Source organism: Planomicrobium sp. CPCC 101110 (genome assembly GCF_007859395.1).
GTDB lineage: Bacteria > Bacillota > Bacilli > Bacillales_A > Planococcaceae > Planococcus.
Genome location: NZ_VOHD01000003.1, coordinates 271,967 through 289,403 on the forward strand (window position 1 = coordinate 271,967; position 17,437 = coordinate 289,403).

17 protein-coding genes and 1 pseudogene are annotated in these 17,437 nt (G+C 49.1%); 13 read left to right on the forward strand and 5 right to left on the reverse strand.

All coding sequences use genetic code 11. The annotated features are described in order from the left end of the window. Positions 1-11 precede the first annotated feature (11 nt). The 4 genes from FQV30_RS01585 (at position 12) to FQV30_RS01600 (ending at position 5,055) form a co-directional block, all read left to right on the forward strand. Complete coding sequence (locus FQV30_RS01585) at positions 12-1,199, forward strand: mandelate racemase/muconate lactonizing enzyme family protein (protein ID WP_146498395.1); 1,188 nt, start codon at positions 12-14, stop codon at positions 1,197-1,199. 58 nt (positions 1,200-1,257) lie between these two features. Beyond that, complete coding sequence (locus tag FQV30_RS01590) at positions 1,258-2,511, forward strand: MFS transporter (protein ID WP_146498396.1); 1,254 nt, start codon at positions 1,258-1,260, stop codon at positions 2,509-2,511. A gap of 179 nt (positions 2,512-2,690) precedes the next feature. Further along, positions 2,691-3,755 carry a M42 family metallopeptidase gene (locus tag FQV30_RS01595; RefSeq protein ID WP_146498397.1) on the forward strand — a complete coding sequence of 355 codons (1,065 nt, stop codon included), beginning with the start codon at positions 2,691-2,693 and terminating at the stop codon, positions 3,753-3,755. An 85-nt stretch (positions 3,756-3,840) separates the two neighbouring features. After that, complete coding sequence (locus FQV30_RS01600; RefSeq protein WP_146498398.1) at positions 3,841-5,055, forward strand: amidohydrolase; 1,215 nt, start codon at positions 3,841-3,843, stop codon at positions 5,053-5,055. Positions 5,056-5,366: 311 nt separating this feature from the next. On the opposite strand, the gene FQV30_RS01605 is transcribed toward FQV30_RS01600, so the two are convergent. Further along, a complete protein-coding gene (locus FQV30_RS01605) occupies positions 5,367-5,747 on the reverse strand; it encodes a hypothetical protein (protein ID WP_146499535.1) in 381 nt (126 codons plus the stop codon). A gap of 281 nt (positions 5,748-6,028) precedes the next feature. Here FQV30_RS01605 and FQV30_RS17840 point away from each other — a divergent pair, with 281 nt between their 5' ends. Beyond that, positions 6,029-6,169 carry a hypothetical protein gene (locus FQV30_RS17840; RefSeq protein ID WP_186725493.1) on the forward strand — a complete coding sequence of 47 codons (141 nt, stop codon included), beginning with the start codon at positions 6,029-6,031 and terminating at the stop codon, positions 6,167-6,169. A 31-nt stretch (positions 6,170-6,200) separates the two neighbouring features. Then, positions 6,201-6,887 (forward strand): FusB/FusC family EF-G-binding protein, encoded by a 687-nt coding sequence (locus tag FQV30_RS01610; protein ID WP_146498399.1) that lies wholly within the window; start codon positions 6,201-6,203, stop codon positions 6,885-6,887. Positions 6,888-6,977: 90 nt separating this feature from the next. On the opposite strand, the gene FQV30_RS01615 is transcribed toward FQV30_RS01610, so the two are convergent. Beyond that, positions 6,978-8,333: an FAD-binding oxidoreductase gene (locus FQV30_RS01615; RefSeq protein WP_370512363.1), complete on the reverse strand. Its 1,356-nt coding sequence runs from the start codon at positions 8,331-8,333 to the stop codon at positions 6,978-6,980. Between the two features lie 131 nt (positions 8,334-8,464). Between FQV30_RS01615 and FQV30_RS01620 the strand changes: the two genes are divergently transcribed. From FQV30_RS01620 to FQV30_RS01635, 4 genes are all read left to right on the forward strand, one after another. Beyond that, positions 8,465-9,133, forward strand: coding sequence for a GntR family transcriptional regulator (locus FQV30_RS01620; protein ID WP_146498401.1), 669 nt, complete (start codon positions 8,465-8,467; stop codon positions 9,131-9,133). Then, a complete protein-coding gene (locus FQV30_RS01625; RefSeq protein WP_146498402.1) occupies positions 9,130-10,155 on the forward strand; it encodes a TRAP transporter substrate-binding protein in 1,026 nt (341 codons plus the stop codon). Before FQV30_RS01620 ends, FQV30_RS01625 begins: the two co-directional genes overlap by 4 nt. Positions 10,156-10,227: 72 nt before the next feature. Next, on the forward strand, positions 10,228-10,722 hold the full coding sequence (locus tag FQV30_RS01630) for a TRAP transporter small permease (RefSeq protein WP_146498403.1): 495 nt from the start codon (positions 10,228-10,230) through the stop codon (positions 10,720-10,722). Then, complete coding sequence (locus FQV30_RS01635; RefSeq protein ID WP_146498404.1) at positions 10,719-12,008, forward strand: TRAP transporter large permease; 1,290 nt, start codon at positions 10,719-10,721, stop codon at positions 12,006-12,008. Before FQV30_RS01630 ends, FQV30_RS01635 begins: the two co-directional genes overlap by 4 nt. A 116-nt stretch (positions 12,009-12,124) precedes the next feature. Here the strand turns inward: FQV30_RS01635 and FQV30_RS01640 are convergent, their stop codons facing one another. The 3 genes from FQV30_RS01640 to FQV30_RS01650 all read right to left on the reverse strand — a co-directional run bounded on the left by FQV30_RS01640 (position 12,125) and on the right by FQV30_RS01650 (position 13,320). After that, on the reverse strand, positions 12,125-12,415 hold the full coding sequence (locus FQV30_RS01640) for a hypothetical protein (RefSeq protein ID WP_146498405.1): 291 nt from the start codon (positions 12,413-12,415) through the stop codon (positions 12,125-12,127). 41 nt (positions 12,416-12,456) lie between these two features. Next, positions 12,457-12,882: a hypothetical protein gene (locus FQV30_RS01645; RefSeq protein ID WP_186725494.1), complete on the reverse strand. Its 426-nt coding sequence runs from the start codon at positions 12,880-12,882 to the stop codon at positions 12,457-12,459. 84 nt (positions 12,883-12,966) lie between these two features. After that, the gene (locus FQV30_RS01650; RefSeq protein WP_146498407.1) at positions 12,967-13,320 is read right to left on the reverse strand and encodes a hypothetical protein; all 354 of its coding nucleotides are present in this window, start codon (positions 13,318-13,320) and stop codon (positions 12,967-12,969) included. Positions 13,321-13,494: 174 nt separating this feature from the next. Between FQV30_RS01650 and FQV30_RS18085 the strand changes: the two are divergent. From FQV30_RS18085 to FQV30_RS01665, 3 genes and pseudogenes are all read left to right on the forward strand, one after another. Beyond that, positions 13,495-13,779 (forward strand): annotated as a pseudogene (locus tag FQV30_RS18085) (HU family DNA-binding protein); the annotation flags it as partial. Positions 13,780-14,092: 313 nt separating this feature from the next. Continuing rightward, on the forward strand, positions 14,093-14,497 hold the full coding sequence (locus tag FQV30_RS01660; RefSeq protein ID WP_146498409.1) for a (deoxy)nucleoside triphosphate pyrophosphohydrolase: 405 nt from the start codon (positions 14,093-14,095) through the stop codon (positions 14,495-14,497). A 21-nt stretch (positions 14,498-14,518) separates the two neighbouring features. Continuing rightward, positions 14,519-17,416, forward strand: coding sequence for a DEAD/DEAH box helicase (locus tag FQV30_RS01665; RefSeq protein ID WP_146498410.1), 2,898 nt, complete (start codon positions 14,519-14,521; stop codon positions 17,414-17,416). The last annotated feature ends 21 nt before the right edge of the window (positions 17,417-17,437 follow it).

Consider the following 17,437-nt stretch of genomic DNA (forward strand, 5'->3'; position numbering starts at 1 on the left):
GAGAGAACAGGATGAAAATTACAGATGTTGAGGTTATAGGCGTCAATCGATTCCTCTATGTGAAAGTCCATACGGATGAAGGGGTGACGGGCATCGGGGAATCTGGGGCGTGGGGGTTTTTGGATGCCTCGCGGGAAGTGGTCAACTCGTTTAAAAGCTATCTGATCGGAAAAGACGCGCTGCAGATCGAGCACCACTGGCAATACATGTACCGCTGTTTCCATTTTCGGGGAGCGGCCATAATGGGGGCCATCAGCGCAATCGATATCGCATTATGGGATATCGCGGGAAAATGGTTCGGCGTGCCGACTTATGTCCTGCTCGGCGGAAAAAGCAGAAACAAAATCCGCACCTATTACCATGTAATAGGCGAAACAACAGAACAGCTCGTTGCGGACTGTGTGAAAGCGAAAGAACTGGGCTACAACGCGATCGGCCATTTATCGCCTTTTTTGGATGAACCGAGAGGAAAACCTTACTTCATGCCATACGCGCAAATGATCAACGAAGCGGTAGAGCGCGTAAGGCTGATCAGGGAAGCTGTCGGAGATGAAATGGATCTTTGCCTGGAGCTTCACCGGAGGCTGAAACCGGGTGAAGCAGTGGCGTTCGCCCATGCGGTTGAAAAGTACCGGCCTTTCTTTTTGGAGGACCCGACCACGCCTGACAACTTCGATTCGATGGCCCTGATCGCAAACAAGACGAATGTGCCGATTGCTACCGGAGAAAGAATCCATACCATCCAGGAATTCGAGATGCTCCTGTCGCGTAACGCCATGTCGTACGCAAGGCCGAGCCTTGGGGTCTGCGGAGGAATTACGGGAGCCAAAAAAATCGCGGCCATCGCAGAAGCGCACGGCGTGCAGATTGTTCCGCATAATCCGCTAAGCCCCGTCAGCACAGCAGCGTGCATCCAGATAGCCGTCGCGGTGGACAACCTGGCAATCCTGGAATTTCCGGACCATGAAACCTTATCGGCCACGGAACGCTTTACAAGTTCCGGTGTGAACACACAGGATACTTTTAAGCAGAGCGATATGGTCGATTGGGTTCCGAAAACAGTGGATGGATTTATCGACGTTCCTGAAAGGCACGGCATCGGAATCGAACTGTTGGAAGGCGTCGAATCGAAATTCCCATACAAGCGGAGAGACATCAATACAAGATTAGGAATTGATGGTTCAGTTATTGACCAATAAGGGTAACCCATAAGAAACGAGGAAAGCAATCACTCCCAATAAAAAGAGATGAATCGATATGAACAAAACCGTTCTTCAAAACAATGCAGTCTTGAATATCAACCCTTGGCGCATGCTGACCTGGCTTCTGGTCGCCCAGATCATGGTGGCGTTTGTCGGCAGGAGCCTGGCGCCGCTTGGTGTATTGATCGGAGAAGACCTGTCGCTGACAAAAGCGCAGATCGGCATGCTTCCGGCGGCACTGTTTCTCGGACAGTCTTTGGTATCGATACCGGCCGGCTTTCTGGTCGACCGGGTCGGTTCGAAAAAGCTGCTCTTTCTTTTATCGTTGGGCTTGGGGCTGTCTTTCATCCTTATGACGGCCACTTCAATTTACGCTGTAGTCCTCTTCATGGTGGTGCTCGGCGGAGTCGGCTATGGCACTATGCATCCGACTTCCAACAAAGGCATTATCTACTGGTTCACGGAAAAGCGGGGGACCGCTATGGGCATCAAGCAAATGGGCGTGACATTGGGCTCAGCGCTGGCGGCGCTTCTTTTGCTGCCTGCGGCCACGGTTTGGGGATGGCGGCCGGTGCTGATCGGGGCCTGTCTGCTGCTGATCCTCACCGGACTGTTGGCCTTCAGGTTTTACCACGATCCGCCGGCGAAAAAAGCGCAAGGCGGGCCTGCCGGGAAGCCGGTCCGTCTGTTTGCGTCGATTCTCCAGATGTTCAAGGAAAAGCCGTTGGTGCTGGTCAGCATAGCGGCGATGGGCTTGAGCGGAAGCCAGCTGATCCTCAATACATATATCGTCTTGTTCGCTTACGAACACCTCGGCATCCCGCTCGTGCTGGCAGGTGTGCTCTTGGTCATTTCCGAAGTCAGCGGGTCGTTCGGCCGGGTGGCATGGGGCATGATCAGCGATCTGCTATTCAGCGGCAAACGGATCATCGTCCTTGTGATCATCGCTTCCTTATCCATGCTGGCTTCCATTATCGTCAGCCTATTGCCGGCAGGCACGCCGTTCTGGGTGATGGTTCCGGTGACGATTCTGTTCGGCTTCTGCATTTCCGGCTTCAATGGCCTTTGGATGAACGCCGCGACCGAGCTTGTGCCGATTGAACAGGCGGGAATCGCGACCGGCTTCACCTTGACGGTCGGTTCGTGGGGCGTCATCATCGGGCCGCCGCTGTTCGGCTATATTGTCGATGTCACCGGGGCTTTTACGTTCGGCTGGCTGTTTTTGGCCGCCGTACTGGCGGCTGTCATCGCCTTATTGCTTTTTGCGATGGCGATAGTGAAAAAAGAAGAGCGTCATCCACTCAAGTGAAAAGCCGTTCCGAAAAAATTCGAAGGGGTATGAACCGCTGTCCGGCTCCGGGCGGCGGTTTTCCATTTCCGGCCAATTCCAGGGAGAACTTATAGTATAATGAATGGGGAAACCTTATATTTATACTTTTCAGTAAAATGGCACAATGTTTTATTTGTACATAGCCGAAGGAGGAAATTATGTTCAAAGAGGAGTTTTATCAAAACCTGAAAGAACTTGCTGCAATTCCCGGAAGTTCGGGAAGGGAGCATGGAGTGGTCAAGCGTATGGTGGAGCTGTTGGAGCCGTACGCGGAAGTGGAAGTCGACCATATGGGGAATGTCTATGCGGTGCTGGAAGGGAACAAACCCGGACCTACCGTCATGGTTTCGAGCCATTCGGACGAAATCGGCTGCATGGTCAGCGCCATCGACGGCAAAGGGTTCCTCCGGATGGAGCGGACGGGCGGCATGATGGATGCACTGTTGGTCGGCCGGAAAGTCAACGTCAACGGCCATTTCGGCGTTATCGGCGTAAAAGCGGGGCATCTGCAGACGGCGGCCGAAAAGACGAAAGTGTTGCCGATCGAGGACATGTACGTCGATATCGGCGCTTCGTCAAAGGAAGAAGTTCACGCCATGGGCATTGGAATCGGCGACTCGGTCACCTATATCAGCGACCTTGACCGGTTCACCAACCCGGACCTTATCTGCGGCAAGGCGATTGACAACCGGAGCTGCTGCGTGCTGCTGGTGGAGCTGTTCAAAACCCTGCAGGACAAGGATTTCAGCGGCAAGCTGGTCGGCTTGGTGGCGGTCCAGGAGGAAGTCGGGCTCCGCGGCGCGCAAATCGCGGGCTATAAGGTTGACCCGGACTATGCCATCGTACTTGATACCATCGCCTGCGCGGATACACCCGACGGCAATTATTACCCGATAGCCATCGGCAAAGGGCCGGTGCTGCCGCTGTTGTCAGGGTCGGGGATGGGGAACATCATGTCCCTGCAGATAAAGGATCTTATCACGTCCTATGCCGACAAGCTGGAAATCCCGTATCAGCTGTCGGTCATGTCGAAAGGGACAACAGATCTTTCTTCCATCCATCTGGTGAAGGAAGGAATCCACGGAGCCGCCATCACGTTCCCGCGCCGCTATTCCCATTCGCCGGTTGAAATGGCGAACCTGAAGGATTTTGAGGCAGGGTTCAAGCTGCTTGAAGCGATGCTTCGGGACAGCGGCAATTGGGGCGATCTGAGTTTCGTCTGAACCAAAGGGATTTCCCCGTCTGCAGAAAAGATGAGGCAAAGGAAAAACGGTTTGTTAAGAAGAGAAGATAAAAGGAGATGGAAAAATGACGCAGCAAATACAGACAGAAGAAACGAAGCAGCAGTTATTGGATATGCTCACGAGCCGGAAAGACGAAATGATCGAGATTCGGCGCCGCCTGCATCAGAATCCTGAACTTTCCTTCAAGGAAGAAAAGACGGCGCAGTTCATTGCCGACTTCTATAAAGGCAAAGATGTCGAAGTCCAGACCCATGTCGGAAACGGCTATGGCATCATTGTCACCATCCAGGGAGGCAAGCCGGGCAAGACGATCGGTCTGCGGGCGGATTTCGATGCCCTGCCGATCCATGAGGAAACGGACGTACCCTTCAAATCGCAGAACGATGGCGTCATGCACGCCTGCGGCCATGATGGCCATACTGCCTATATGCTTGTTCTGGCCGACTGCCTGATCAGCTTGAAAGACCAGCTTTCGGGCACCATCAAAATCATCCACCAGCACGCCGAAGAGACGCCGCCCGGCGGCGCGAAAAGCATCGTGGAGTCTGGCGTCCTCGATGATCTGGATGCAGTGTTCGGAACCCATCTTTTCCCGAGCCATGCAACAGGCACAATCGGCTACCGGAGCGGCTATGCGATGGCGGGCCGGACGTATTTCAAGCTGATCATCCAAGGCAGGGGCGGACACGGCTCCGCGCCGCAAAATGCAAATGACCCGATTGTCGCCGGTGCCCATTTTGTCACAGCGGTGCAGACCGTCGTCAGCCGGCGGTTGAATCCGTTCGACATGGGCGTGGTCACCATCGGCTCGTTCGACGGCAAGGGCTCATTCAACATCATCAAGGACAGCATCGAAATCGAAGGCGATGTCCGCTATATGAACGAAGAGACCCAGAATCTCATTGCCCGGGAAATACATCGCATCGTCAAAGGAATCGAAGTGCAGTTTGACGTTACGTGCGACTTTACGTATCTGGCCGATTATCCGCCGCTCATCAATGACGCAGCGGTTACGTCAGAAGCGGTAGCGATCCTTGAACAGGCGGATGATCCGGAAATCAAGGAAGTGATTGAGTTCCCGATATTTTCAGGATCTGAGGATTTCGCATATTACTTGGAAAAAACGCCGGGGCTTTTCTTCAATATCGGCTGCAGGCCGAAAGGGGAAGGCACCGTCTACCTTAACCACCATCCGAGGTTCGACATTGACGAAGATGCCCTTCTCGTGGCGGCGAAAGCGGTCGCTCATGTGGTTTGCAGCTACCAAGGAAACCGCTGATTTCTTTTCAGGCGCAGCTGGTTTTGTCAGCTTCAGCGATGAAACATATCACGTTCCCGCGCCGCTATTCCCATTTTTTGTCGAGAAGGTGAACCTGTAAAATACAGGAAACTAGTAAAAAAGAAGAGTGAAGTACGGTTAAATACCCTGAAACCTCCAGGCAGGAAAGTGGTGCGCGGTTCGCGGGGAAATAAAACCACAACCCAGTAGAATAATTGAACAAGAAAAAGCCTCCAGAAATTTCTTTGACAGAATTCTGGGGGCTAACTTGTTATATGGATAATCGTTTTAGATTTGCGCTTCTTTAGGGATTAAGCTTTTACAGCATCCATCATTTTTTGATATTCAAGAATTTCTTCGTCAGTAAACACATTAGATGCCAGGCGTTTGACTTTATCCCAATATTCTTCTTTGAACTTTCCATATTCCAAGCCTTGTTGATCGATGAACGCAACCAAACTGCCGCCGCTGAAAAACAGGTGGGTTTTTGGGTACTTGGCATCCCAGTAGATGTTTGCTCGAAGATTGATGTCATTTCCGGTTTCCTTGGCTTCAAGGCTGATGGAAACAGCGCAGCGGAGTCTTGGTTCTCCACGGTCTTGGCCTTTTCCTTTGCCGGTGATTAGCATTTTGGTGATATAGTGCTCATTTTCAAAAATCATTTCTTTTTCATCGATTGAAAAATTCATCATTATTAATTCCCCCATTTTTCTGTTTTCCCGGACAACCGACTCTGTCTTTTTTGAGTTATTGAAGAAGCGGGACCTTTACGGATTCTTCCGATTAAAAAAGATTCTCCTTAAACATTATCGACTACCATATCTTGGATGGCAACGCTGGTTTCTTGAATCCCTGGCTTCTCTAGAAATCTGAGAGACGATTATGAAGTTTCTTCAAATGGAAATTGACAGTAAATTCTTGTATGATGAAAACTAAAGGGGAAAACCCCTAGCCTTTTGGGAGGTGATATCAGATGACAATCGCAGTCCAATTGTCAGCGTCACTAAAAACTCATGCAAAGCCTGGTATTCCAAACGGCGATACTTTGTATGGGGCAAGCAGCAACCAATCGCCCAATAACTTCGCTGTTAGAACACGGCTTTCTTCCTTATAATCATCTATCCAAAAAACTAAGGAGTGGGCACATGATACATGTAAAAGAAACAGCCGATAGAACCGGAAGCGCAGGGAACCTTCCTGATGCGTTCATCCGGAATGACCAGTTCAATTTCATCAAGGACCAGACAAAGATCCTGGTTACAGGGCAGGCGACCGGCAACGACGCCGAAGTGCTGAATGTCCTCCGCCACTTGGCGCACGAAAAAGTCTTCAAGCTGTTCCCGAATTTGACGCAGGAACAGAAAGCGGTGCTCAGCCCGCTGTCGCAAGTGAAGGAAACGGCAGACGCCGAAGCGTTCCTGGAACAGCTCCGGCCATTCGTCATCCCGTTCAAGACCGTCACCGACCAAAACCTGAAAAAGCTGTTCCCGAAAGCGAAAAAGCTCAAAGGGCCGAAGTTCGATGCGCTCGACTTCAAGAAACTGTCGTACCTCAGCTGGGTTGAGAGCTCGACGCTCATGTATTTGGTGACGGAAAAAGACGGCGTGCTGCACGGCGTCCATGGCACATTGACACGCAGCCACAAAAAAGGCATCTGCTCGGTCTGCAACCGCCACAGCGAAGTCGGCCTGTTCACCGCCAAGACGAAAAGCTCGGGGCAGGACAACTACACCAAGCGCGGCAACTATATCTGCCAGGACAGTGAAATATGCAACGGCAACATCAATTCACTCGACCGCCTCAATGGATTTGTGGAGCGTCTGGAAAAGTGATGGAATAGGCACCAATAAATATAGACCGCTAATTCATTGTGAATTAGCGGTCTTTTTATTTTGGCGATGCCCCGAAATCCGTCTGGACGTTCAGTTGAAGATCTTGCCGGGGTTCAGCAGGTTTCCGGGATCGAGCAGCTGCTTCATGCTTTTCATGACCGCAACGGCAGCACCGTGCTCGGCGTCCTGGAACTTCATCTTCCCGAGCCCGACGCCGTGTTCGCCGGTGCAGGTCCCTTCGAGCGCAATGGCCTGGAGCGCCAACTTTTCATTGACGGCTTCAGCTGCGAGCTGCTGAGCGGGGTCCTTGGCATCGTACATGATCAGCGTATGGAAATTGCCGTCGCCGATATGGCCGAGTATGCCGCCCTGCAGCCCGCTTTCAGCGATCAATTTACGGGCATAGTCGATCATGTCGGGAAGCTTCGAAATCGGGACGCAAACATCGCCGCCTGTCACGGAGACGCCGGGCTGATGGCGGAAAGCATAGGCCATTTCATGTCGCGTCCGCCAGATGAGCGCCCGCTCTTCCGAATCGGAGGCGACTTTCCAATCCTCGCAGCCCAGATCCCGCAGCAGTTCTTCAGCGAGGAGCGCTTCTTCTTCGGCGGCTTTTTTCATATTGGCAAACTCGAAGAAAAGCGAATGTTTTTCCGGCAGGCTGTAGCCGCCATACGCATTGACTTGCCGGATGCTCAGCGCGTCGACAAATTCCATGCGCATGACGGGAATGCCGCTGAGCAGGATCATATGGGCCGCCTCGGCGCATTCGCGCGGCGTCGAAAATGTGCAGCTTGCGGCAATGGTGTGCTCCGGGATGCCGTGGAGCTTCAAAGTGATTTCGGTGATGATGCCAAGCGTTCCTTCTGAGCCTGCGAACAGTCCGGTCATGTGGTAGCCCGACGACGACTTTTTGGCTTTTGTGCCGGTATGCATGACGGTTCCGTCGGCAAGTACGATTTCCAGGTCGAGCAGCTGGTCGCGCATGGCGCCGTAGCGGACCGCCGTGGTGCCGCTGGCATTGGTGGCGGCCATGCCGCCAAGTGTGGCATCCGCCCCGGGATCGATCGGGAAATGGAGTCCGTGGCGGTTGATGAAGCTGTTCAACTGCAAGCGGGTCATACCGGGTCCGACCGTGACAAGCAGATCCTCCGGAGAAAATTTGACGATCCGGTTCATGCGTTCAAAATTCAGCGAAATGCCGCCTTTCAGCGGAATCGACTGGCCTTCAAGGCCGGATCCGGCGCCGAACGGGGTGACAGCGAGCCCGTGTTTGCGGGCGATTTCGAGAATGGTCTGCACGTCTTTTGCCGACTCCGGAAAACAGACGGCTTCAGGCTCATGCGCCGAATGGGAGGATTCATCATGGCCGTGGCGGTACAGGTCGCTTTCGCTGGCGGAAACCTGATCAGACTTTAATGACTGGCGTAAATCTTCAATCCATATTTTTTTCAAAAACAGCCACCTCTTTCGAGAATTTTGACAATTATGAAACTTATATTTACAAACAATTTAGCATACCATATACTTTCTGTATACAGTATACACTGTGTGGAGATGGGGGGAGGAAGGGGGACGTGGAGAAAATCACGAAAAAAGCGACGCTGGCTGAGCAGGCCTATGAGCAGATTAAGAAAATGATCATCACCGGAAAACTGGCGCCGGGAGAAGAATTGCCGGAAGAAAAACTGGCTTTCGAACTCGGCATCAGTAGGACGCCATTGCGCGAAGCCCTGCGGAAATTGGCCGCTGACGCCTTGATCGACCTGCGTTCAACCCGCCCGGCGGCCGTAGCCCTTTTCACGTCGCAGGATGTCAGGGAAATCATGGAACTGCGAAGATTGCTGGAGCTCCATTGCCTCGAGCAGCTCCCGAAAGCCGGCAGCCGGCAGCTCCTGTTCGAGCTGAAGCAGAACGCGGCCCAGCAGGCGCAGGCGGTCGAAAGGAGCGATTTTGCATATTTCATGAATAAAGACCAGCAGTTCCACGCGCTATTGACCAACACCACTTCGAACAGGCGGATGAAGGAAATCATCGCCGCCATCAACACAGGGGGCAGCCGGGCGCTCCTGCTCCTGTCGGAAACGCTTGAAACCAGCGCCGCGGAAGCGTACAAGGAACATCTGGCCATTATCGACGCGATTGAACAAGGGGATATCGGGCTGGCCAAACAGCAGCTGGCCGCCCATCTGGATACCATCGAAAACAGATTGCTGAACCATTACATCAATCAGGAGGTATTATGAAAAAATTATTGGGATTACTATTAATGGCAATTATCATTTTAGCAGCGTGCGGCAGACCGGGCGGCGAATCCACAACAACTTCCGAAGGCGGCGGGGATGAGGAAGTCTACACAATCCGTTTAGCCCACCTGGTCCCGGAAGAGCAGTCTTCCCATGTGGCCGCAGTGAAATTCAAGGAGAAATTGGAAGCGGAATCAGACGGCCGCCTGAAAGTCGAGTTGTATCCGAACGGGCAATTGTACGGATCTGACCGGGAAGCGATCGAAGCGGTCCAGCTCGGCAACGTGGAAATGACGATTCCGGCAGTTGCAGCAATGGCTTCGTTCAACGAAAAGTTCAGCGTCTTCGACCTGCCGTTCCTGTTCAACAATCATGAAGCCGCATACGAGGCGCTTGACGGGGAACTTGGCCAGAGCTTGTTGAAAGACCTGGAAAACAACGACATCAAGGGGCTTGTCTTCGGAGAGAACGGCTTCCGCCACGTTTCCAATAACGAAGGTCCGATTGAAAGCCCTGAGGATATGCAGGGGCTGAAGATGCGGACGCTGGAAAGCCCGCTGCACACGGACACGTTCAACGCATTCGGCGCGAACGCTTCGCCGTTCGCTTTCGGGGAATTGTACACGGCTCTTCAGCAAGGGACTTACGACGCGATGGATTGCCCGATTTCCCTCTACTACACGAACAAGTTCTATGAAGTGCAGGATTACCTGACTTTGACAGGGCATGTGTATGCGGCGACGGCTATTTTGGCGAACAATGATTTCTACAACAGCCTGCCGGAAGACCTTCAGGCATTGATCATGGAAGGCGCCGAGGAATTCCGCACAGAACAGCGCCAGCTTGCGCAGCAGCAGGACACCGAGTTTCTGGAGCAGCTGAAAGCGGAAGGGATGCAGGTGAATGAATTGACGGATGAGCAGCGCAGTGCGTTCCGCGAAGCCGCAGAATCCGTCTATACAAAATACGAAGACCAGATCGGCAAGGATTTGATCGACCAGGCGCTTGCCGCGAACGAATAAATCGAACGCAATGTCGTGAAGGATCAAGGAAGCGATTCCTTGATTTTTCATTTCTGAAGGGAAGTAGGGGATATGGTGAAAAAATTCGCGAAAGCAGAGGAAGTTTTTCTTGTCTTGACGCTCATAGCCATGGTGGCATTGATCTTCGGCCAGGTGGTCGGCCGCTATGTCTTTTCCAACGCGCCCAGCTGGACAGAAGAGCTGGCGCGCTATATCCACATTTTTCAGGTGTGGATCGGCGCAAGCTATGCGGTCAAACTGCGGGAGCATATACGTGTGGAGGCATTTATCGGGTTGTTCAAAGGGGTTCCAAGAAAGATTCTTGAAACCCTGTCAGCTTTGATCTGGTTTGCACTGGCCTTATTTTTGGCTTATTTCGGCACGCAGCTGGTGCTGAGCAGCCTTGACAACGGCCAGGTGACGCCTGCGATGCAGCTGCCGATGTGGATTCCGTTTCTGGCGATCCCTTTAGGGGGAATTGGGATGGCAATCCGCCTCGTGCAGCAGATTGTGCAGATCTGGCGCGGCGATTACGAGATGCACAAGGACGGTGAGCTTCCGGTATGACGATTGGAATTTTGTTCGGCACCTTATTCGCCTGTCTGCTGATCGGTGTCCCGATCGCCATCGCGCTCGGCGTATCGGCGCTTGCAGCCATCTATTTCGGCACCACTTTGCCGCTCGGCATCATCACCCAAAAAGCGTTCACGTCGCTCGATTCGTTCCCGTTGCTTGCAATCCCGTTCTTCATGCTTGCCGGCATCCTGATGGGCAAAGGCGGCGTATCCAAACGCCTGCTTGACCTGGCAGCAGCGATGGTCGGCTGGATGACCGGGGGCCTCAGCATGGTGACGATCCTCGCCTGTATGTTTTTCGCGGCCATTTCCGGTTCCGGCCCGGCAACGGTCGCCGCAATCGGCGGATTCATGATCCCGGCGATGGTGGCGCGCAACTACAGCGGCGGCTTCGCTTCCGCGGTTGCGGCATCCGCCGGTTCGATCGGCGTCATCATCCCGCCGAGCATCCCGTTCGTCCTGTACGGCGTCATCGGCAGCGTCTCGGTCGGCAGCATGTTCCTGGCCGGAATTCTTCCGGGCCTCCTGATCGGTGCCGTACTGATGATGACGGCGTACATAATCTCGCGCAAACGCGGCTACCGGCCGGATCCGGCGGATGGGACGAAATTCGTTTTCAAGGACGTCGCCAAAGCTTTCTGGGACGCCAAATGGGCATTGCTCATCCCGGTCATCATCCTTGGCGGCATCTACGGCGGGGTTTTCTCGCCTACCGAAGCGGCGGTCGTCGCGGTGGTATATGCCATCATCATCGGCAAGTTCGTCTACAAGGAGCTGACGTGGCACGGCCTGTTCGAAAGCTTCCGGCAGGCGGTCGTCATCAACGCGACCACGATGATCATCATCGGCCTGTCGGTATCGTTCGCGTATTTCATGACCATCCAGCAAATACCGGGGGAAATCTCCTCGTACTTGACGGCCTTGTCGACCAACCCGTTTGTCATCTTACTGGCGATCAACTTGCTGCTTCTGGTGGTCGGAATGTTCATCGATACCATCTCGGCACTCGTCGTCCTGACGCCGATCCTCCTGCCGATTGTCGTTGCGGTCGGCGTCGACCCTGTGCATTTCGGCGTCATCCTGGTGGCGAACTTGGCGATCGGCTTTATCACGCCGCCTCTTGGCGTCAACTTGTTTGTCGCATCGAGCGTCGGCGGCGTGCAGTTTGAACGGATTGCCATCGCTGTTTTGCCGTTTATGTTCGCAATGATCGTCTGCCTGCTGGTCATCACGTTCATACCGGAACTGTCTTTGTGGCTGCCGGGCTTGTATGAGTGAGAATATAAGCTGTAAGAATGGAAAAGGCTCTCCGAATGACGGAGAGCCTTTTTTCTTTGATTCAGCTGTCTTGTGAAACATTATCCTCTAGTGCAATGCAAAGGTGGAAGCACTGTTTACAATAACAGTTCTAATATTTTAACAGCAGCGATTACAAAAAGAAGAAATACATTTAACCAAACAAAAAATTTAATGATAAACTCTGCCCAAAACTTTTTCTGCAGGCCCAAATAAAAGACAATAGCATAAAATAAAAAACTGCTGATTACATGGAATTCAGAAGATTTTTCAGTTCCTAAGCCAAAAAAGGATATGAAGATATGGATCGAAGCTGCCAAAGCAAAAGAGACCAAGTAGAATTTCTGTTTTTTTCGTTCAATTTCAGATTCCCATTCAAATTTCTTCATTCTATTTCCTCTTCCGATTTTTGGAGTAATTAAAACAAAAGCTATTCGACTGTTGCCAACAGCTCCCGTGACTCCATGTCGAAAATCTTATAGCCAATCTCAAACATATGGTCTTTTGAAACGGTCACTTCACAATAATAAGGAATTGCTTTTCCGTAGGCGTCCAGTTCAGGGATGTCCGTAAAAGAAAACACGTCATCTGTATCGGGCATCCTGAATGTTGCATCGGCAGTTTTACCTGAAGAAATTTCGATGACGCAGTCCCCTTTGACCACATCATATTCTTTCAGCAGTATGTACTTTAGGCTGGGAAGAGTAGTCATCAAAGCCGTACCGCCGATGAGCAAGCCCAAAACGGTCATAGCCACATTATTCAGTGTAACCTTTTTTTCAAAGTACATAAGCATACATAGGTAAACTGCCATACCAATAAAGAAAATTCCCACTAAGAGAAATGCATAATACATTTTTTCACTTCCTGCAATTGATGGATAAGGAGCTTTACGTAGCTATAGCTTTAAAGTTTCAAACGATGCAACTTGACCAGTATGTTAAAAAGCATACTGGAAAAGCGCATAATAAAGCGGACCAAGCAGGAAGAGCATGAAAACTCCGGCGAAAAGATCCATGGAGCGCGAACCCTCCTCATCGGCCTCGACGAGCGAGCCCTTCAGGAAGAAATAGAAGAAAACATCCCACAGCAGCACGCCGAAAAAGACGATCTGCCAAAAGAACGGCGTCAGGATTTCGCGGTGTGTGACAAAACCGAAAAGCCCGACCCAAGCGATGGCGGAAACGGCCAGGTCAATCAGGAAAACGATGTTCTTATAGCCGCCATGAATCAGATAGGCGATGGATAAAGTGGCCAAAAAGGCGGCGTAGATGTACCAAAAGATTTGTATCATATTTTTAGTTCCTTTTTAGATAGAATGGATGCATAAAGCAACAGTTTCCATTTTAACACTATTTTAAAATAAGAAGTTGAAATAAACCTAGGAGAAAATTACCCAATTGTCCGAAAGCTGTATAATAGAACGTATAAACAATGAGCAAAAACAAGCGGGAAGAACCCGCTTCTTATACAGGAGGAAAACAAGATGAACAAAACCGAACTGATCCAGGCAGTTTCAAATAAAACAAAGTTGCCAAAAGACCAGGCAAGCAAGGCGCTCAACGAAATTCTCAGCAGCATCACCCAAGCCCTCAAGAGCGGCGAAGAAGTGAAGATTAACGACTTCGGCGCATTCCAAGTGGCTGAAAAAGCCGAGCGCAAAGGCCGCAACCCGCAATCAGGCGAGGAAATCACCATCGCCGCTTCCAAAGCGCCGCAGTTCAAGGCGGCAAAAACGCTGAAAGACGCGGTGAACGGCCGCGATTGGATCGAAGACCTTCTTGCGGCAGAGAAGCTAACCGAGGAAGAGGCGAAAGTTCTCAGTTTTGTGGTGGAGGAGAACCGGAAGGCGAAAGAGGCGGATGGGGAATCAGAAGAACGAATCTCAGTTGAAGTGAAGGACATTGCGGATGCGTTGGAATTGGACTTTAGAGAAACTGAGAGCATTGCAAACCGGTTGATTGGGAAGAGGATATTGAATACGGAAGTGTTTACGAGCCAGATTGACAGTGTTTTTTTGAGAGCTAATTACCGGAAGTATATTTAAGAAAGTGAGGAGAAACGTATTGAAAAAGAAAATCCATGTCGTAGGAGCAGTCATTACAGACGGAGAAAAGATCTTATGCGCACAACGCGGAACTGAAAAAGCATTGCCAGGACTATGGGAGTTTCCAGGTGGGAAAATAGAGTCAGATGAAACACCACAACAAGCCCTACAGCGCGAAATTAAAGAAGAAATGCATTGTGATATAGAAATAGGCGAGCAAGTAGAACACACTGTCTACGAATATGATTTCGGTATTGTTCATTTAACAACTTTCTACTGCAATTTAGTAGAAGGTACACCGGTCCTTACAGAACATACCGCTATTGAATGGCTAAAACCACATGAATTAGAAACTTTGGAATGGGCGCCAGCTGATATTCCAGCAATCGAGAAAATAGCTCAAACCTTTGTTACTCAAGACTAAGAAAATGAATGGGGACCTTACATGGATTTACTACAGAATTTGCAGGAGTCTTTATACAAAGGATTTATCGACCAAACGCAACATAGCGGCGAGCGGTTTAAACCAACTTTGTTGGTCAATAACACCCAAACGAATGAGAACGTTTTAAATACATTGCTTGAAGAATTAGACCACTGCCAGTCCTTTCTTTTTTCTGTAGCATTTGTAACTGAAAGTGGTCTGGCGACGCTTAAATCTCACTTTTCAGACCTTCAGCAAAAAGGGATAAAAGGCCGAATTTTGACGTCCACATTTCTTAACTTCAACCAACCAAAAGTGTTCAAAGAACTGCTTAAAATTACCAATGTTGAAGTTCGGTTGGCTAATAAAAAAGGCTTTCACTCTAAAGGATACATATTCAATCATGAAACGCATCATTCTTTGATTGTTGGAAGCTCTAACCTTACCGCTAACGCTTTAAAAGTAAATTACGAATGGAACGTAAAGCTTACGTCACTTGAAAATGGCGAAATCGTTAATCACTTTAACGATCAGTTTAAAGATGTGTGGGAAACGTCTATTCCATTAACAGATGAATGGATTCGAACATACGAAAGCACTTATGTTCCACTCGAAAATAACCGAGAAGCGGGCGTTGTTACAGACTTTCCAATTGCTTATGAAACAAATTCGATAAAAGGTGCATTGCAAATCACGCCAAATAAAATGCAGCAAGCCGCTCTTCAAGAGATTCAAACCGTGCGAGAGATGGGAAATGACAAGGGATTAGTTGTCTCCGCAACTGGAACAGGAAAGACGTATTTGTCCGCATTTGATGTTCGGAGTTTTGCGCCGAAACGAATGCTTTTCATCGTGCACCGGGAACAAATTCTCCAAAAAGCAAAGTCTGATTTTATGCGTATTCTAGGTGGAGCGGAAGAAGACTTTGGTATTCTTTCAGGCTCTTCAAGACAAACCCATGCGCGGTATTTATTTGCGACAATCCAAACCATCTCAAAAGAAGATACATTGCGCCAACTCGATCCACAAGCATTCGATTATATTTTGATCGATGAAGTACATAAAGCAGGGGCAAAATCTTATCAAAAAGTAATTGATCATTTCCGTCCAAAATTCTTAATGGGAATGACGGCTACTCCTGAACGAACTGACGATTTTAATATATACGAGCTATTCGATTACAATGTTGCCTATGAGATCCGCCTTCAAGAAGCGCTAGAAGAAGACATGCTGTGTCCGTTTCACTATTTTGGTGTTACCGATATTGACCTAGGCGATGAAATCACAGACAAAACGAAGAGCTTCTCAAAGTTGGTTACAGAAGAACGCGTCAATCACATTCTTCAAAAAATTAATTACTATGGCTTCTCAGGAGAAAAGGTTCGAGGATTAATGTTTTGCAGTAGAAAAGAAGAAGCTGTAAAGCTTTCAATTGAGTTGAATAAGAGAGGCTTAAAAACGGTAGCATTAACAGGAGATAATTCGCAAGATGATCGTATCCAACAAGTTGAGAAACTAGAGAACGGGCAGTTAGATTATATTTTAACCGTCGATATTTTCAACGAAGGAATCGATATTCCAAGTGTTAACCAAGTAGTTATGCTGCGTCAAACTCAGTCGAGCATCATCTTTATCCAACAGCTTGGTCGCGGTCTGCGAAAGCATGGGTCTAAAGAATATGTAACAATCATCGATTTTATCGGCAATTATAAAAACAATTACTTAATCCCGATTGCCTTATCAGGAGACCGTTCTCAAAACAAAGACAATATCCGCCGGCATATGAAAGACACGAGCTATATTAAAGGTGTCTCTACTGTTAACTTTGAAGAAATTGCGAAGAACCGCGTGTTTAGTGCAATTCAAACGAGTAACTTAACCGCCTTAAAATTACTGAGAGAAGCTTATATTGAACTGAAAAATCGAATTGGTCATGTGCCGAAATTGCATGACTTTATTGTTCATAACTCAATCGATCCTCTTGTCATTGTTAAAGACTATCCAAATTATTACCGCTTCTTGTTGAAATTAAAAGAAACAGAAGAAATATTTTCAACATACGAAGAACAAGTGATAACAATGATTTCGCAAGAACTGCTAAACGGAAAACGAAAGCATGAAATTCTTTTGCTTGAACTTCTTCTGAAGGATGAGCAGGTATCAAAAGAAGATTATCTTTGCCAATTAAAACAACAAGGCTGCACGACGAAAGAAGATACCATTGCATCAGTAGAGCGTGTTTTAGATTTGTCCTTTTTCAATTCGGGCCCTCAAAAGAAATACGGAAATAAAGCAATTGTAGTGCTAAACCAGCAAGGATCCTATTCTTTCAATGAGAAAATTGTGCGGCAATTAAAATCCCATTCTAATTTTAAAGAAACGCTTATCGATCTTATCGAAACAGCCATGGCATTAAGCGAAGAATATTCGTGCGAGAAGCCATTGACTCTCTATAAAAAGTACACAAGAAAAGATGCGTGTAGATTGTTAAATTGGCATAGCGATGAAGGCTCAACGATGTATGGCTATAAAACCAAACATGGGACCTGCCCGATTTTTGTTACTTATCACAAGAACGAAGAAGTTGAGTCGAGTGTGGCTTACACTGAAGGATTTGTGAATCCAGAAATCTTCAAGTGGTCGACAAGAAGCAATCGTACATTAGCATCTGAAGAAGTTCGAAAAATTATCCAAGCAAAAGAACTAGGAATCGATCTGCATCTATTCGTGAAAAAAGATGATGACGAAGGAACTGATTTTTACTACTTAGGCGAAGTTACGCCAGATAAAAATGCAATAGAACAAAGTGTGATGAAAGATAAGAATAACAAGGAGATTCCTGTTGTTCATATGCATTTAGTGATGGAGAATAGTTTGGATGGTAAGTTGTATCATTATATTGCTAGTGAAGTAATTTAATTGTTAGCATAAATCTACATG

Bases quoted from the DNA above. Each gene is read 5' to 3' on its own strand.
- FQV30_RS01610 (WP_146498399.1), top strand. From the start codon at position 6,201: ATGATACATGTAAAAGAAACAGCCGATAGAACCGGAAGCGCAGGGAAC.
- FQV30_RS01650 (WP_146498407.1), bottom strand. From the start codon at position 13,320: ATGATACAAATCTTTTGGTACATCTACGCCGCCTTTTTGGCCACTTTA.
- FQV30_RS01645 (WP_186725494.1), bottom strand. From the start codon at position 12,882: ATGTATTATGCATTTCTCTTAGTGGGAATTTTCTTTATTGGTATGGCA.
- FQV30_RS01595 (WP_146498397.1), top strand. From the start codon at position 2,691: ATGTTCAAAGAGGAGTTTTATCAAAACCTGAAAGAACTTGCTGCAATT.
- FQV30_RS01630 (WP_146498403.1), top strand. From the start codon at position 10,228: ATGGTGAAAAAATTCGCGAAAGCAGAGGAAGTTTTTCTTGTCTTGACG.
- FQV30_RS17840 (WP_186725493.1), top strand. From the start codon at position 6,029: ATGACAATCGCAGTCCAATTGTCAGCGTCACTAAAAACTCATGCAAAG.
- FQV30_RS01605 (WP_146499535.1), bottom strand. From the start codon at position 5,747: ATGATGAATTTTTCAATCGATGAAAAAGAAATGATTTTTGAAAATGAG.
- FQV30_RS01585 (WP_146498395.1), top strand. From the start codon at position 12: ATGAAAATTACAGATGTTGAGGTTATAGGCGTCAATCGATTCCTCTAT.
- FQV30_RS01665 (WP_146498410.1), top strand. From the start codon at position 14,519: ATGGATTTACTACAGAATTTGCAGGAGTCTTTATACAAAGGATTTATC.
- FQV30_RS01600 (WP_146498398.1), top strand. From the start codon at position 3,841: ATGACGCAGCAAATACAGACAGAAGAAACGAAGCAGCAGTTATTGGAT.
- FQV30_RS01590 (WP_146498396.1), top strand. From the start codon at position 1,258: ATGAACAAAACCGTTCTTCAAAACAATGCAGTCTTGAATATCAACCCT.
- FQV30_RS01635 (WP_146498404.1), top strand. From the start codon at position 10,719: ATGACGATTGGAATTTTGTTCGGCACCTTATTCGCCTGTCTGCTGATC.
- FQV30_RS01640 (WP_146498405.1), bottom strand. From the start codon at position 12,415: ATGAAGAAATTTGAATGGGAATCTGAAATTGAACGAAAAAAACAGAAA.
- FQV30_RS01625 (WP_146498402.1), top strand. From the start codon at position 9,130: ATGAAAAAATTATTGGGATTACTATTAATGGCAATTATCATTTTAGCA.